Source organism: Spongiimicrobium sp. 3-5 (assembly GCF_046557915.1).
Classification (GTDB): domain Bacteria; phylum Bacteroidota; class Bacteroidia; order Flavobacteriales; family Flavobacteriaceae; genus JBHEBG01.
In genome coordinates this window covers 789750-804338 of record NZ_JBHEBG010000001.1, presented here as the reverse complement: position 1 = coordinate 804338, position 14589 = coordinate 789750, and the positions used below count along the sequence as shown (strand labels likewise).

At 41.8% G+C, this 14589-nt stretch carries 14 protein-coding genes; 5 read left to right on the top strand and 9 right to left on the bottom strand.

What is annotated here, in order from left to right:
• Position 1 precedes the first annotated feature (1 nt).
• From ACEQ81_RS03555 to ACEQ81_RS03545, 3 genes are all read left to right on the top strand, one after another.
• The gene (locus ACEQ81_RS03555) at positions 2-2005 is read left to right on the top strand and encodes a fumarate reductase/succinate dehydrogenase flavoprotein subunit (RefSeq protein WP_411029471.1); all 2004 of its coding nucleotides are present in this window, start codon (positions 2-4) and stop codon (positions 2003-2005) included.
• Positions 2006-2012: 7 nt separating this feature from the next.
• Positions 2013-2759 carry a succinate dehydrogenase/fumarate reductase iron-sulfur subunit gene (locus tag ACEQ81_RS03550; RefSeq protein WP_411029470.1) on the top strand — a complete coding sequence of 249 codons (747 nt, stop codon included), beginning with the start codon at positions 2013-2015 and terminating at the stop codon, positions 2757-2759.
• A gap of 104 nt (positions 2760-2863) precedes the next feature.
• A complete protein-coding gene (locus ACEQ81_RS03545) occupies positions 2864-3337 on the top strand; it encodes a very short patch repair endonuclease (protein WP_411029469.1) in 474 nt (157 codons plus the stop codon).
• Here ACEQ81_RS03545 and ACEQ81_RS03540 read toward each other — a convergent pair whose 3' ends face one another.
• On the bottom strand, positions 3338-4051 hold the full coding sequence (locus ACEQ81_RS03540) for a helix-turn-helix domain-containing protein (RefSeq protein WP_411029468.1): 714 nt from the start codon (positions 4049-4051) through the stop codon (positions 3338-3340).
• A 166-nt stretch (positions 4052-4217) separates the two neighbouring features.
• Here ACEQ81_RS03540 and ACEQ81_RS03535 point away from each other — a divergent pair, with 166 nt between their 5' ends.
• Both ACEQ81_RS03535 and ACEQ81_RS03530 read left to right on the top strand, forming a co-directional pair.
• On the top strand, positions 4218-4493 hold the full coding sequence (locus ACEQ81_RS03535) for a hypothetical protein (protein WP_411029467.1): 276 nt from the start codon (positions 4218-4220) through the stop codon (positions 4491-4493).
• A gap of 80 nt (positions 4494-4573) precedes the next feature.
• Positions 4574-5731 (top strand): methionine aminotransferase, encoded by a 1158-nt coding sequence (locus ACEQ81_RS03530; protein ID WP_411029466.1) that lies wholly within the window; start codon positions 4574-4576, stop codon positions 5729-5731.
• Here the strand turns inward: ACEQ81_RS03530 and ACEQ81_RS03525 are convergent.
• The 8 genes from ACEQ81_RS03525 to ACEQ81_RS03490 all read right to left on the bottom strand — a co-directional run bounded on the left by ACEQ81_RS03525 (position 5728) and on the right by ACEQ81_RS03490 (position 14298).
• Positions 5728-6891 (bottom strand): serine hydrolase domain-containing protein, encoded by a 1164-nt coding sequence (locus tag ACEQ81_RS03525; RefSeq protein ID WP_411029465.1) that lies wholly within the window; start codon positions 6889-6891, stop codon positions 5728-5730. The genes ACEQ81_RS03530 and ACEQ81_RS03525 overlap by 4 nt on opposite strands.
• Positions 6888-7418, bottom strand: coding sequence for a GNAT family N-acetyltransferase (locus tag ACEQ81_RS03520; RefSeq protein ID WP_411029464.1), 531 nt, complete (start codon positions 7416-7418; stop codon positions 6888-6890). Before ACEQ81_RS03520 ends, ACEQ81_RS03525 begins: the two co-directional genes overlap by 4 nt.
• 364 nt (positions 7419-7782) lie before the next feature.
• On the bottom strand, positions 7783-8436 hold the full coding sequence (locus ACEQ81_RS03515; RefSeq protein ID WP_411029463.1) for a 3-oxoacid CoA-transferase subunit B: 654 nt from the start codon (positions 8434-8436) through the stop codon (positions 7783-7785).
• Positions 8436-9134 (bottom strand): CoA transferase subunit A, encoded by a 699-nt coding sequence (locus tag ACEQ81_RS03510; protein WP_411029462.1) that lies wholly within the window; start codon positions 9132-9134, stop codon positions 8436-8438. The genes ACEQ81_RS03515 and ACEQ81_RS03510 overlap by 1 nt, the downstream gene beginning before the upstream one ends.
• Positions 9135-9145: 11 nt before the next feature.
• Positions 9146-11476 carry a penicillin-binding protein 1A gene (locus tag ACEQ81_RS03505; RefSeq protein ID WP_411029461.1) on the bottom strand — a complete coding sequence of 777 codons (2331 nt, stop codon included), beginning with the start codon at positions 11474-11476 and terminating at the stop codon, positions 9146-9148.
• 3 nt (positions 11477-11479) lie between these two features.
• Complete coding sequence (locus ACEQ81_RS03500; protein WP_411029460.1) at positions 11480-11965, bottom strand: gliding motility lipoprotein GldH; 486 nt, start codon at positions 11963-11965, stop codon at positions 11480-11482.
• Positions 11958-13121 (bottom strand): stage 0 sporulation family protein, encoded by a 1164-nt coding sequence (locus ACEQ81_RS03495; protein ID WP_411029459.1) that lies wholly within the window; start codon positions 13119-13121, stop codon positions 11958-11960. The genes ACEQ81_RS03500 and ACEQ81_RS03495 overlap by 8 nt, the downstream gene beginning before the upstream one ends.
• A 145-nt stretch (positions 13122-13266) precedes the next feature.
• Positions 13267-14298, bottom strand: a complete 1032-nt coding sequence (locus tag ACEQ81_RS03490; RefSeq protein ID WP_411029458.1) for a rhodanese-related sulfurtransferase — start codon at positions 14296-14298, stop codon at positions 13267-13269.
• Between the last annotated feature and the right edge of the window lie 291 nt (positions 14299-14589).

Genomic DNA, 14589 nt, shown 5'->3' with positions numbered 1-14589 from the left:
TATGGGTATCTTGGATTCTAAAGCTCCTACCGGTCCTCTGGCCGATAAATGGACAAAACATAAGAACGACATTGATCTTGTTAACCCGGCCAATAAGCGAAATATAGATATTATCGTTGTGGGCACTGGTCTTGCAGGAGGTTCGGCCGCCGCTACTTTGGCAGAATTGGGCTATAATGTAAAAACCTTCTGCTACCAAGATTCGCCAAGAAGGGCACACTCCATTGCTGCGCAAGGGGGCGTAAATGCCGCAAAAAATTATCAGGGAGATGGCGATAGTGTCTATAGACTTTTTTATGATACCGTAAAAGGTGGGGACTACCGTTCTAGGGAAGCCAACGTTTATAGATTGGCAGAAGTTTCTACCAATATCATAGATCAATGTGTGGCGCAAGGTGTGCCATTTGCACGTGAGTATGGTGGCCTCTTGGATAACCGTTCCTTTGGTGGGGTATTGGTGTCCAGAACTTTTTATGCCAAAGGGCAAACAGGTCAGCAGCTGTTGTTGGGCGCTTACGCTGCAATGAACAGACAGATCCATAGAGGTAAGATAAAATCGCATACCCGACATGAAATGTTGGATTTGGTCTTGGTAGATGGCAAGGCCCGAGGCATTATTGCCCGGAATTTGGTAACCGGCGAAATTGAAAGACATAGTGCGCATGCCGTAGTTTTGGCAAGTGGGGGTTATGGAAACCTTTTCTTCCTTTCCACGTATGCCATGGGGTGCAATGTTATGGCCGCTTGGCGAGCACATCGTAGGGGCGCTTTCTTCGCCAATCCGTGCTTTACCCAAATTCATCCCACTTGTATCCCTGTTTCGGGAGATCATCAATCCAAATTAACATTGATGTCAGAATCCTTGCGAAACGACGGTCGTATTTGGGTTCCTAAACGTTTAGAAGATGCCCAGGCAATTCGTGAAGGCAAACTAAAACCGATACAATTAAAAGAAGAGGATCGCGATTATTATCTGGAAAGAAGGTATCCCGCTTTCGGAAACTTGGTACCTAGGGATGTTGCTTCGCGCGCTGCCAAAGAACGTTGCGATGCTGGTTTTGGTGTAAATAAGACCGGAGAGGCGGTGTTCTTGGATTTTGCTTCGGCCATTATGCGTTATGGTTCGGAAAAGGCCTTGACTTCAGGAATTAAGGATGCCGACAAAAATACAATTAAACAATTGGGTGAAGAAGTGATTGAAGCCAAGTATGGCAACCTCTTCCAGATGTATGAAAAAATTGTGGACCAGAACCCTTATAAAACACCAATGATGATTTACCCTGCGGTACATTATACTATGGGTGGCCTTTGGGTAGACTACAATCTACAGACTACCATTCCTGGATGTTATTCGGCTGGTGAAGCCAACTTTAGCGATCATGGGGCCAATCGCCTTGGGGCATCCGCTCTTATGCAAGGATTGGCAGATGGTTATTTTGTATTGCCATATACCATTGGGGACTATCTTTCCGATGATATCAGAACAGGGGCCATTCCTACGGATTCTCCCGAGTTTGAAGCTGCCGAAAATGATGTAAGGGGCAGATTGGAAAAACTTATGAGCGGTAACGGCCAACATTCAGTAGACTATTACCACAAAAAATTGGGTAAAATAATGTGGAACAAATGTGGTATGTCTCGTAATGCAAAAGAACTGCAAGAGGCAATCGACGAAATTTCGGAATTACGGGCAGATTTCTGGGAAAACGTGCGCGTTCCGGGAACGGTGGATTCTAAAAACCAAGAGCTGGAAAAAGCGGGTAGAGTAGCCGATTTTCTAGAATTGGGCGAGCTTTTTGCTAAAGATGCCCTTACCAGAAATGAATCTTGTGGCGGGCATTTCCGTGAAGAGTACCAAACCCCGGAGGGCGAGGCCCTACGCGATGACAAAAACTTTAAGTTTGTTTCCGCATGGGAATACAAAGGCGAACCCAAGGATTCCGTATTGCACAAAGAAGACTTAACGTACGAAAATATAGAATTAAAGACCCGTTCTTACAAATAGAAAAACTATGAAAGTAAATCTAAAAATATGGCGGCAAAAAGACGCCGGTTCAAAAGGACAAATGGTTGATTATCCGCTTAACGGGGTTGAGGAGGATATGTCTTTTCTTGAAATGCTTGATGTACTGAACGAGGAACTTAACAACAAAGGAGAGGAACCTATAGAATTTGACCACGATTGTAGGGAAGGAATCTGCGGCACCTGTTCCCTACAGATCAACGGAGAGCCCCACGGGCCAGATCGAAGCATTACTGTTTGTCAGTTACATATGCGTAGTTTTAAGGATGGCGACACCATAGTGATAGAGCCTTTCCGCGCCAAAGCGTTTCCCGTAATAAAGGATTTGATCGTGGACAGAAGCTCCTTTGATCGTATACAGCAGGCTGGTGGTTTTATTTCTGTTAATACCTCTGGTAATACTGTAGATGCCAACGCAATTCCCATACAAAAAGCGGTAGCCGACGAAGCATTTAATGCAGCTACTTGTATTGGATGTGGCGCATGTGTTGCAGCCTGTAAAAATGCCAGTGCCATGTTGTTTACCTCTGCCAAAGTATCACAATTTGCCCTTTTACCACAAGGACAGGTAGAAGCCGCCGACCGTGTTCGAAACATGGTTCGCCAGATGGATCTGGAAGGTTTTGGCAATTGTACCAATACCGGTGCTTGTGAGGTAGAATGTCCCAAGGGCATTTCGCTAGAGAATATTGCCCGTATGAACAGTGAGTATTTAAGCGCCACCCTTAAAGGGTAAAGACAAGATTTTATAGTATAAAAAAGGGACCCAAGCTTTAAAGCTTGGGTTTTTTTGTTTTAAAGGTCTTCTAAAAAGTTTTGCCATCTTCTTATCTTTATCTTATGCCCAAGCCATATTCCAAAAAAAGAATAGTTGTTCCTCGGTTTAACGAGGAATCGGGTTTTTATACAACTCCGGAAAGGTCTAAGATTATGGGTAAGATTCGTGGCAAGAACACCAAACCCGAGCTGGCATTTAGAAAGGCGCTATGGAAAGCCGGATATCGCTACCGCATAGATTATAAAAAACTGATCGGTAAACCCGATATCGCCCTGAAAAAATATAAAACGGTAATATTTATTGACGGTGAATACTGGCACGGGTATAATTGGAAAGAAAGAAAGGAAAAAATAAAGACCAATAGGGAATTCTGGATCGCCAAGATAGAACGTAACATGCAACGGGACGAAGAAGTAAACGAAGCGTTAATTCAATTGGGCTACAAAATATTTCGATTTTGGGAGACCGAAATCAAGAAAGATCTTGCGGACTGCCTCAACAAAGTAGTAAGCCACCTGCAGAACCAGGAGGTTTAATTACTGATCTATTTGTTTTTTCTCAATTACAAAAAGATGCACAAGGTCATTAAGATTAACCTCAAAATCTGAAAACTCGGGAGAACTATTCAGGTTCTTGCACCCTATGTTGCCGGTTTCCACGTTAAAGGACGCTATCTCCTTGCACATAATACTGTTCTTTAACACCAATATCCAATAAGACCGTCTGTCATTCGCAAGTGCTTGGCCAAGCTCTTCTTTAAGCACAGCCCTTCCCAACACAATGGAACGATTGGGAATGCCTTCTATTCCTTTACTATACATGGAGTTGTTGGTAATCTCAAAAGCCATATAAGGGCAATCTTCCAAAGCTTCGAGCACAAAACTTACCTTCACCGTCTGCGCCAGAAAAATATCATCCTTCGAGCTAACCATATAGGCCGCCCTGTTTGCCTCCGTAATTAAGGGGGCGGAAACTAAAAATTTGCCATTGCGAAGAAAACTTATCTTATTGCCATGTTTGGTTTCGGTCTTTACGTGGTCGTAGACCCCGGCCACTTCGTTTACTTCATAGGAATAAAGTTCGGCTATGGTAAGGTCGAAGAAATTTGCAATTTTGGTAAGGTTTTTAATCGGTATATTGGCATCTTTCTTCTCGTAAAGCTGAATTGTACGTAAGCTAACACCAATGGCTTTGGCCAATTCTGTTTGGTTCGTGTTTTTTTTACGTCTTAATTGCTTTAAAACAAACATAAAATTGTATTTTAGCGTAATAATCCTACATATTTAGTTGAATATGTTGATTAGATACACATATTTGTAATCGAATTACAGGCAAATATAGCAAAATGCGCTATGCTATTGCATAAAATGATAATGCTACAACAACTACTTAAATCTTGTTAAAACCTACAGCACTATGTTTGAAGACGACGACTATGGAAAACCGATAAGCGAAAAATTATCCATGATAATTAGGAGAAACACCACCAAAGACGATTTTGCAAATATTGCGGCACAGACCAACATCAGCTTTTCCACCATTCGAGATGTTGTATACCGCACCAATAGCTTAACAAAATCCAATGCCAAGGCCATCAATAGAATGATAAAAGCGGCTTTTGAAAATTCGCTCGCCAAGCAATTACAGGCCGAAAACGACAAACTTTTTCTAGATCGAAAATTATGCGAATGACCGGTTTGCCCGCTAATTAATTATGGGTAAGGTGCCAAGCTGAGGTATTTCATTACTTTTACGATTCAAATACCAGATACATGCCCATTTTTAATAATCAAGTTGCACCTAAGCTTCCCAATGTAAAGACCTCCATTTTCACAACTATGAGCAAACTGGCGGCTGAACAGAACGCTATAAATCTGTCTCAGGGTTTTCCCAATTTTGAACCAGACCCCTTATTGTTGAAATTGGTGACCGATGCAATGCAGGATGGCTATAACCAATATGCGCCCATGGCCGGAATTTTCTCCTTGCGGGAAGCCATTTCAAGAAAAAACGAAGCCCTCTATGGGGTTAACTATCACCCCGAAACCGAAATAACGGTAACCGTAGGGGCTACGCAGGCCATTTTTACCATAATTACCACTTTCATTGGAGCAGGAGACGAGGTCATTGTATTTAAACCGGCATATGATTGTTATGAACCGGCCATAGAAATAAATGGTGGCGTACCCGTTTATGTGTCGTTAAAGGGCCAGGGATTTAAAGTGGATTGGGACCATTTTCGTTCCAAAATTACAGACAAGACCAAAATGGTCATTATAAATACCCCACACAATCCTAGTGGAACGATACTTTCCCAGGACGACCTTTTACAGCTTCAGGAAAGTCTCCGAAACACTGACGTCATTGTAATTAGCGATGAGGTATATGAACACATTATTTTTGATGGGCAGCAGCACGAGAGTGTTGCTCGTTACCCCGATTTGGCGGCCCGAAGTTTTATTTGCGCCTCCTTCGGAAAGACTTTCCACACTACAGGATGGAAAATGGGCTATTGCATCGCACCCAAAGTACTGATGAAGGAATTTCAAAAAACACATGAGTTTAATGTATTTTGTGCCAATCACCCCATGCAGCGAGCATTGGCACATTATCTTAGCGTACCACAGCATTATCTTTCATTAAATGGTTTCTATCAAGAAAAACGGGATTTGTTCCTTTCCCAGCTACAAGAATCACGTTTTAAAATAATACCTTGTCAGGGCACCTATTTTCAACTATTGGACTATTCGGAAATTACTGATGAACACGATGTGGATTTTGCGAAAAGGCTTGTTATGAACCATGGGTTGGCAAGCATACCCATATCGGTATTTACTGTTGATCAAAAAGATGACAAACTCTTACGTTTTTGCTTTGCAAAAACTACCGAGACTCTAGAAAAAGCAGCTGCAATCTTAAGGAACATTTAAGGCAATGCCGCAGTTATTTTGGTCATAAATTCCCCAATTTTATTGGGCTCTAACCAACGGGTTACCACAACCAAATCGTTGGCCTTGTCTATGACGATAAAATTGCCCCCAAAACCAGCAGCATAATAAATGTCTTCTGACAGTCCTTGCCAATGCCTTGGCCCTTTTTTGTTAAGCCACCACATATAGCCATAGTTAACGTTGGGCACGGAGGGTTCTACGGCTTTTTTAATCCATGCTTCACTAATTATCCGCTCGGAATTCCATTTACCATCGTTAAGGAAAAGCAATCCAAAACGGGCCATATCTTCAGCGTTTATAAAGATCCCTGCCCCGGAATGCCCCCCACCGGTAACAGATTTCATCTGCAGGCCATCTATCTCTGTCCAAGCATCTTTATACCCGTGCCAGCGCCAGGTCACAGAAGCATTGATCTTGTCCATCATGTGTTCTTTAAGTACCATGGGTAATGGTTTGCGCCATATATGGGTAAGCGCATAGGCAAGTACGTTTACCCTAACGTCATTGTATTCCATAACGGTTCCGGGTTCATTAAGCTTGCGATATTTCCAATCATCTAGGCTACCCTCTTTTGGCGGTCTGTCTGCCCAATCTTTACCTCCCCAAAGCTCTCCGGACCAATCCGAATTTTGTTGTAACAAATGCGCCCAGGTAATTTTACTGTTGTGCGCTCCGTCAAAAGTGCCATCCCAAATGTACGTGCCTACCTTATCGTTGGCATCTGCGATTAATCCTTTGTCCATTGCAAGTCCGGCAACCGAGGACAAAAAGCTTTTGGTTACGCTGAAGGTCATATCCACGCGTTTAGGGTCTCCCCATTTTGCAACGATATAACCGTTTTTTAGAATGAGCCCCGCCGGACCACCTCTTTTCTTGGTAGGCCCTAAAATCTCATGAAACGGTTCGCGTTCAAAACCCTTTAAAATAGAAATCCGAAGGTCTTTAGATCCCGAATATTCGTTTTCCTTGGCGAAGGTCACGGCCTCGTTCAACTTGGAGGCATCAATATCATAGTCGGTCGGAGATTTCTCTACCCATGTGTTTTTTTCCGGAAAGTAATAGTCATTCTGGGCGCAAACTTTCATCGTTGGGTAACCCAAAAAAAGCAACAGTAAGAAAATTGGTTTTATAGTTTTCATCTGTCCAAATTAACTAAATTAAATCGCATTAACCAGTCGGTCTGCTTATCCTTTCCAATATAATAAGGGTGGGTTCCAAATTTAGAAAACCCATGCCTTTCATAAAATTTGATCGCTTTTAGATTTTTCTCCCACACCCCAAGCCATAAAAAGGTCTTTCCTGCTTCACGTGCCAACTTCTTAACTTCTTCCAAAGCCCATTCTCCTATGCGTTTTCCCTGAAATTCTTGGCAAACATAGATGCGCTCCAATTCTATACTTTCGGCTTGCTTAACTTCGGTCTGGGCATTGCCTTCATTCAATTTAAAATAGCCTACCAAATCATCTGAATTATGGACAAAGTAAAAATGAGACTCTGTATCTGAGAGTTGCGCTACCAGGGAATTATGCCCAAAAGCTTCATCCATGTAGGACTCAAAATCCTCGGGATCGTTGTCTTTTTCAAAAGCATCTATAAAGGTTTTTCTAGAGATATCCATAAGCTGTCCCAAGTCCTCGGAAGTACATTTGTGAAGTTGTAGTTTCATACTTCAAAAATAAATAATTCCAAGTCTCTTAAACAAAAAAGTCCCGAACTAGTCGGGACTTTTTTTAAGAAATTTTTTTAAGAAAATTTTTATAGCATAAAAAGTTTTCTTGTCAACATCAAAATGCCACTATAAAAGTCATTTCGATAAACCTGAATTTCTTCCTCTGCAGGTCTGGGGTTAATTTGGGCGTCCATAGCTTTTAGGTTTTGTTCAAAGTTAATTATGGGGCTTAACTTTCAATTACAAAGTAAAGATATTGGTAAAAAGGCAAATCGATAAAATAATGTTGTAAAGTGGTGGTTTTCTGTTGTGAAAAATGTAAATGGAATATTATTATCGATGAACTGCACGGTGCCGCCAGTTAAATTGTCATTTCAGGAATGTCCCCTTCCACTATTAAGGTGCCTTCTGTGGCGTTTTGTATATCCGAAACACTTACCCCTGGTGCACGCTCCAATAATCTAAACCCTTTTGAAGTAACTTCTATCACCGCCATATTGGTGACTATTTTCTTTACGCAACCTACCCCCGTGAGTGGGAGACCACACTTTTTAAGTAGCTTGGACTCCCCGGCCTTATTGGTATGCATCATGGCCACAATAATGTTCTCTGCGGAAGCGACCAAATCCATTGCACCGCCCATGCCTTTAACCATACGGTTGGGTATTTTCCAGTTGGCAATGTCACCGTTTTCCGCTACTTCCATGGCTCCAAGGATGGTAAGGTCTACATGTTGTCCACGGATCATGGAGAAGCTGGTAGCAGAATCAAAAAAAGATGCTCCCGGCAGGGTTGTTATTGTTTGCTTCCCTGCATTTATTATATCGGCATCTTCTTCGCCTTCAAAAGGAAACGGGCCCATACCCAAAACCCCATTCTCACTTTGAAACTCTACACTGATATCTTCCCTAACAAAATTGGCCACCAAGGTGGGTATCCCAATTCCGAGATTTACATAGTACCCGTCTTTGACCTCCCTCGCTATTCTCTTCGCTATTCCGTTTTTATCTAGCATTATTTTTGTCTAACGGTTCGTTGTTCTATTCTTTTTTCATACTGGTCGCCCTTAAAAATACGCTGAACGAATATGCCTGGCGTATGTATCTCATTAGGGTCTAAGTATCCGGCAGGCAGTAATTCCTCCACCTCGGCTACGGTAATCTTGGCAGCACCACACATGCAAGGGTTAAAATTGCGGGCAGTTCCTTTAAATATTAGGTTGCCAGCTTCATCTCCTTTCCAAGCTTTAACAAAGGCAAAATCTGCTTTGTAAGCTTCCTCCAACACATACATCTTTCCATTAAATTCCCTTGTTTCCTTACCTTCCGCTACTTCGGTGCCGAAACCTGCAGGAGTATAGAACGCGGGGAACCCTCCTTGTGCCGCTCTACATTTTTCGGCCAAGGTTCCTTGCGGGGTAAGTTCAACATCTAGTTCGCCACTTAACATTTGACGTTCAAATTCATCGTTTTCTCCTACATAGGACGATATCATTTTTTTAATTTGATGTTTTTGCAGCAATAGGCCAAGGCCAAAATCGTCTACTCCGGCATTGTTGGAAATGCAGGTGATTTCCTTTATTCCCAAACGCACCAGCTCGGAAATGGCGTTCTCCGGTATTCCACAGAGGCCAAAACCTCCGAGCATAAAAGTCATACCGTCTTGCACTCCTTGAAGCGCTTCGGTTACATTGGATACAGTTTTACGAATCATTGTTGGGCATTTTAGAAATCGAGATCATCTAGATCGTCTTCCAAATCGGAGTCCTTCTCTATATCTTCCCGGATCTTGGTACAATCTATATTAATAGTCATTTCTTCAGGCTCGGGAAATGCGCCTGTAGAAACCCCCAACTCCTCGTTGGCATAGTTCTTCTTCATGTACAATCCCCATATTGGCAGGGCCATTGAGGCGCCTTGGCCATAAGTGATGGTTTTAAAGTGTGTGGCCCTCTCTTCGCCACCTACCCAAACCCCGGTCACCAAATTGGGCACCATTCCCATAAACCAACCGTCGCTCTGATTCTGCGTAGTCCCTGTTTTACCGGCTATTGGATTGGTTAATCCATAAGGATATCCTGTGATGATCTCTTTATATACCGTTTGGTCTTTATTGAAGCTATGTCGTAGTCTAGTACCAGATCCTCCTTGGGTAACCCCCTCCATAAGATTAATCATGGCATAGGAAACATCTTTGCTGAGCACGTCCTTGGTCTTTGGAACATACTCAAAAAGTACGGTGCCATTTTTATCCTCTATCCTGGTTACCATCACGGGCTTTACATATACTCCTTGATTGGCGAAGGTGCCATATGCCCCTACCATTTCATAAACATTAAAATCGGGGGTCCCCAATGCTATGGACGGGACTTCCGGGATTTCTTTGGTAAGCCCTAAGTTTTTTACGATTGCGACCACAGCTTTTGGACCAACCCTATCTATAAGTTGTGCTGTTACGGTATTTACCGAATTTGCCAGGGCATTTTTTAAGGTCAGCATTTTACCCGAATACTTTCCTACGGAATTTTTAGGGCACCAGGGATCTGGGTTTCCGTGTTTTTCTGCTTCAATACAATATTGGTTGTCGGGAAGGGAATCGCATGGCGATAGTCTTAGTTGATCAATGGCAGCGGCATAGACAAAGGGTTTAAATGTAGACCCGGCCTGTCTGGCCCCTTGGATTACGTTATCGTACTGAAAGTGTTTATAATTTAAACCACCTACCCATGCTTTTACATGGCCTGTCTGCGGTTCCATGGACATCATTGCCGTTCTAAGGAAAGATTTATAATATCTTATAGAATCCAATGGCGTTAATATCGTATCCTTTTCTTGGGTGTCGCTATTCCAATCAAAAACCGTCATTTCCCTTTTTACCTTAAAGGATTCCCTAATTTCCTTTTCGGATTTTCCGTTTGCTTTCATGGTCCGCCATCTTTCGGAGGTTCTCATTCCCCGTTCCATGATGGTATTTATCTCGCTATCTTCCAAATCCAAAAAGGGTGTTGTTGGATTGCGGTCTGGTGTATTCTGATGAAAAAATTCCGCCTGTAAACGTTTCATATGTTCCTTTACCGCTTCTTCCGCATTGGCCTGCATTCTAGAATCTACCGTAGTATATACCTTTAAACCATCTAAGTAAATGTTATACTTTTCACCATCGGGTTTGGGATTGTCCTTGATCCATCCGTTTAAAAAACGTTGTAAATACATTCTAAAGTAAGTGGCCAATCCTTCGCGATGTGATTCTGGACTAAAATTAATGTCCATTTTTAGCTCTTGCAACGAGTCTTTCTCCTTTTCTGTAATATAATCGTACTTGGCCATTTGCCCAAGTACTGTATTTCTCCTATTTAAAACCAGCTCCTCCCTACGGATAGGGTTATAGAGCGATGAGTTTTTGAGCATCCCTACAAGTACGGCAGATTCTTCCGTTTTTAGGTCTTTGGGTTCCTTCCCAAAATAAATTCTGGAAGCTGATCGTATACCATCCGCGTTATAGTTAAAATCATAAATGTTCATGTACATGGCCATGATTTCTTCTTTGGTATACTGCCTTTCCAAACGGATGGCGATTACCCATTCTTTTACCTTTTGGATAACACGCTCTATGCTTCCGCCCGATCTTCTTTTTGTAAAGAGTAATTTGGAAAGTTGCTGCGATATGGTACTGGCACCTCCCTTGGTTCCCAAAAATGCTACGGCCCTTAGGGTGCCTCTTGCATCGATCCCCGAATGCTCGTAATACCTAGCATCTTCTGTCGCTATTAAGGCGTTTACAAGATTTTGTGGAAGGTCTTCGTAGGACACTGGGGTACGGTTATCGTCCAAGTAAAACTTCCCCAAGGTTTCTCCATCGGAAGAAATTATTTCGGTTGCCAGATTAGTTTGTGGATTTTCTAACCGCTCAAAAGTGGGCATTTCCCCAAAAGCGCCCCATGCGGCCAGTAAAAAAATCAGAAATACCGCAAAAATGCCCGAGGCAAATAATATCCAGAACCATTTAATGTATTTAAAGAAGCCAGTGCTGCTCTTTTTCTTTTTGACCGCTGTCATAGTTTATTGATTACTCTTTTCAATTTCGAAACCTACATCCGTGATACCGTTTAGGTCCACAATACCATCTACTGTCCCATTTTTTCGCATAGCATGTGACAGTTGCAAAGTATATACGCCAGAGGAAGGAAAAACGATGTTTTCCTTGTACCAAAATTTGTTCTCTTTAATGCTTCCGTATCCCTTGCCCAACCATTTTCCGTCTGCAAGTGCCATTTCGTATTCTAAGGTATCCCTAACGGTTTGCCCACTGGGAAAACCAAGTTCGGCGATTAGAAAAAGGTTGCTATAGGGGAAAGTCTCGTCGTTCCTAAGGTTTATGAAGATATGGTGTGTTTGGGTGGTATCCATTTCGGAAAAGGTAAACTGTACCACGGCGTCCTTTTCCCAATTGCCATTGGAAATCGTTTGATATTCTGAACGGACCGTATTTTGATTACAAGAAACGATCAAACTAAAAAGTAGTAAAGCAAAGAGGTACTTACGCATTTTTGGCAGGTCTTTTCCTATTGTTCCTTCTTTTCTTATTATTGTTCCTTTTGCCCTTACGTTTGGGTTTATCAAATCTGGTTAAGCTATCTTGTCCAACAACATTTTCGAATACCGTTTTTTCTTCCTGAAGATTTTCAACGGCGTATTCTTCTAAGCTGGCCACCTTTTCTTTGGCTTTGTTCTTCCGCAAAATTTCATGAACCTGATTGGCTGTCAGCGTATGCCAATTGGCTGGTTCATCCTTGTAGGAAAACCAAAGTATGCCCTTAAAAATATCTGTTTTCTGGCAAAAGGCCAATCCTTTTTCCGTGAATAATTTACTGTCTTGTGAAGGAAAATCCTTTAGAGCTTCCAAATACATATCTAGCTCGTAATTTAGGCAGCACTTTAACTTACCGCATTGCCCGGCCAACTTTTGGGGATTAAGGGAAAGTTGCTGATAGCGGGCGGCAGATGTACTAACGGATCTAAAATCTGTTAACCAGGTTGAACAGCACAGTTCTCTTCCGCAAGATCCTATACCTCCTAAACGTTGGGCCTCCTGCCTATAGCCGATCTGCCTCATTTCTATTCGGATACCAAAGGCCTTTGCCATATCCTTTATTAGCTGCCTAAAATCAACGCGCTCTTCCGCAGTATAAAAAAACGTGGCTTTTGACCCGTCTCCTTGAAATTCCACGTCAGAGATTTTCATCTGCAACCCCAATATTATGGCTATTTCCCTTGCTCTTTTTTTAATTTCTTCTTCGCGGTCCCGGCATTTTTGCCAAATATCGATATCCTTCTGTGTTGCTTTCCTATATATCTTTAAGGTATCCTCATGATCAATATCGGTTTTCTTCAATTTCATCTGCACCTTTACCAACTCCCCGGTAAGGGTTACCATGCCCACGTCGTGTCCTGTTTTGGCCTGAGTGGCCACAATATCCCCAATGGAAAGCGTTAGATTTTCCGTATTCTTAAAAAACTCTTTTCTGCTGTTTTTAAAACGGATCTCAACTCCGGCAAAGGACTTTTCCCCACTTGGAAGAGACATATTGGAAAGCCAATCAAAAACTGTTAGTTTATTACAACCATCGGTACCACAAGTGCCATTGTTCTTGCAGCCACGCGGTTGTCCGTCTTTACCAGTTGAACAACTGCTACAACCCATATTTTGTATCTTGATTCGGTAAAAACACCCCGTTTTTATCGAAATAGGTTCATAATTTTACTTAAAGGTAAAGATAGTATAAATTGTTAGGCGAGCGAAATACATCCATAGAATTGGGAAAGTGCCGATAACCGTAAAGCAACCGTCATTTTTTAAATTTCAATACTTCAGATCTCCCTTTCTTAAAGATTTTGTTACTCACCGTTTTTCCCTTTCTTAGTTTTTTCTGCTCTTCAAAAGGCAATGCATGAATCTGCTTGCAGTTTTGTGAACAACAATCGTCCATTTTTTTTGCACAGGATTCGCACTGTATAAACAATAGATGACAAGCTTCGTTGGCACAATTTACATGGGTATCGCAAGGTGCTCCACATTGATGGCAATTTGCAATTACATCTTGGGTGATACGCTCTCCTCGACGATGATCGAATACAAAATTCTTGCCCAAAAACTTGTTTTCAAGATTTTGTGCTTTTACCTGTCTTGTGTATTCTATTATACCACCCTCGAGCTGAAATACATTCTTAAAACCTTTGTGTTTATAGTAGGCACTGGCCTTTTCACATCTAATGCCTCCGGTACAGTACATCACCAGTTTTTTATCCTCTTTATAATCGGCCAGGTCGTTCTCAATTACATCCAAAGAATCGCGAAAAGTATCTACATCTGGGGTAATAGCATTTTTAAAATGTCCTATTTCACTTTCGTAATGGTTTCGCATATCTACCAATACCGTATCGGGATCCTCAATAAGTGCATTGAATTTTTCCGCGTCTACATGGATTCCTTTATCGGTAACATCAAAAGTATCGTCATTAAGTCCGTCCGCCACTATTTTATTCCTGATTTTTACCTTTAGTTTTAGGAAAGACTTGTTGTATTGTTCTATCGCAATGTTAAGACGAACATCTTTTAAAAACCCAATACTATCCAAATGCTCCTTAAACCCCGAAAAGTTCTCAGCAGGCACGGATAGCTGTGCATTGATTCCTTCGTGAGCCACATAAATGCGTCCCAAAACATCTAGTTCGTTCCAATGAACAAACAAATGGTTGCGAAAAATAGATAGGTTGTGGATATGTGCATATTTGTAGAAAGAGATGGTGAGGCGTTCTTTGCCCGCCTTTTCTATAAGGGCCTCCCTTTCCTTTGCACTTAAGGTATTGTACAGTTGCATGCTATACCAATAGTTAAGTTAAAGAATAGATTAATGCGCAAAAATAATAATAATCAGTAAATTAAATAAAAAGAGCCTTGAAAATTCAAGGCTCTTTTAAGGCCACTCCTTTATTTTTCTTTTTCATAGAATTTAAGGGAGACGTGACCACCGTGGCCCATAACCCATACCGGTTATGGTATTTTTTAAGAAAACGGCACTATTTTTTTTAACGTTTTTCAATTAGATGTGTAATTTCCAAAAAGGTTGCGTGGCCGTTGCGATATGCAAAAAGAAATGGTAATTTAGCGT

Coding starts and splice junctions, on each gene's coding strand:
- ACEQ81_RS03555 (WP_411029471.1), top strand. CDS start 2: ATGGGTATCTTGGATTCTAAAGCTCCTACCGGTCCTCTGGCCGATAAA.
- ACEQ81_RS03550 (WP_411029470.1), top strand. CDS start 2,013: ATGAAAGTAAATCTAAAAATATGGCGGCAAAAAGACGCCGGTTCAAAA.
- ACEQ81_RS03545 (WP_411029469.1), top strand. CDS start 2,864: ATGCCCAAGCCATATTCCAAAAAAAGAATAGTTGTTCCTCGGTTTAAC.
- ACEQ81_RS03540 (WP_411029468.1), bottom strand. CDS start 4,051: ATGTTTGTTTTAAAGCAATTAAGACGTAAAAAAAACACGAACCAAACA.
- ACEQ81_RS03535 (WP_411029467.1), top strand. CDS start 4,218: ATGTTTGAAGACGACGACTATGGAAAACCGATAAGCGAAAAATTATCC.
- ACEQ81_RS03530 (WP_411029466.1), top strand. CDS start 4,574: ATGCCCATTTTTAATAATCAAGTTGCACCTAAGCTTCCCAATGTAAAG.
- ACEQ81_RS03525 (WP_411029465.1), bottom strand. CDS start 6,891: ATGAAAACTATAAAACCAATTTTCTTACTGTTGCTTTTTTTGGGTTAC.
- ACEQ81_RS03520 (WP_411029464.1), bottom strand. CDS start 7,418: ATGAAACTACAACTTCACAAATGTACTTCCGAGGACTTGGGACAGCTT.
- ACEQ81_RS03515 (WP_411029463.1), bottom strand. CDS start 8,436: ATGCTAGATAAAAACGGAATAGCGAAGAGAATAGCGAGGGAGGTCAAA.
- ACEQ81_RS03510 (WP_411029462.1), bottom strand. CDS start 9,134: ATGATTCGTAAAACTGTATCCAATGTAACCGAAGCGCTTCAAGGAGTG.
- ACEQ81_RS03505 (WP_411029461.1), bottom strand. CDS start 11,476: ATGACAGCGGTCAAAAAGAAAAAGAGCAGCACTGGCTTCTTTAAATAC.
- ACEQ81_RS03500 (WP_411029460.1), bottom strand. CDS start 11,965: ATGCGTAAGTACCTCTTTGCTTTACTACTTTTTAGTTTGATCGTTTCT.
- ACEQ81_RS03495 (WP_411029459.1), bottom strand. CDS start 13,121: ATGGGTTGTAGCAGTTGTTCAACTGGTAAAGACGGACAACCGCGTGGC.
- ACEQ81_RS03490 (WP_411029458.1), bottom strand. CDS start 14,298: ATGCAACTGTACAATACCTTAAGTGCAAAGGAAAGGGAGGCCCTTATA.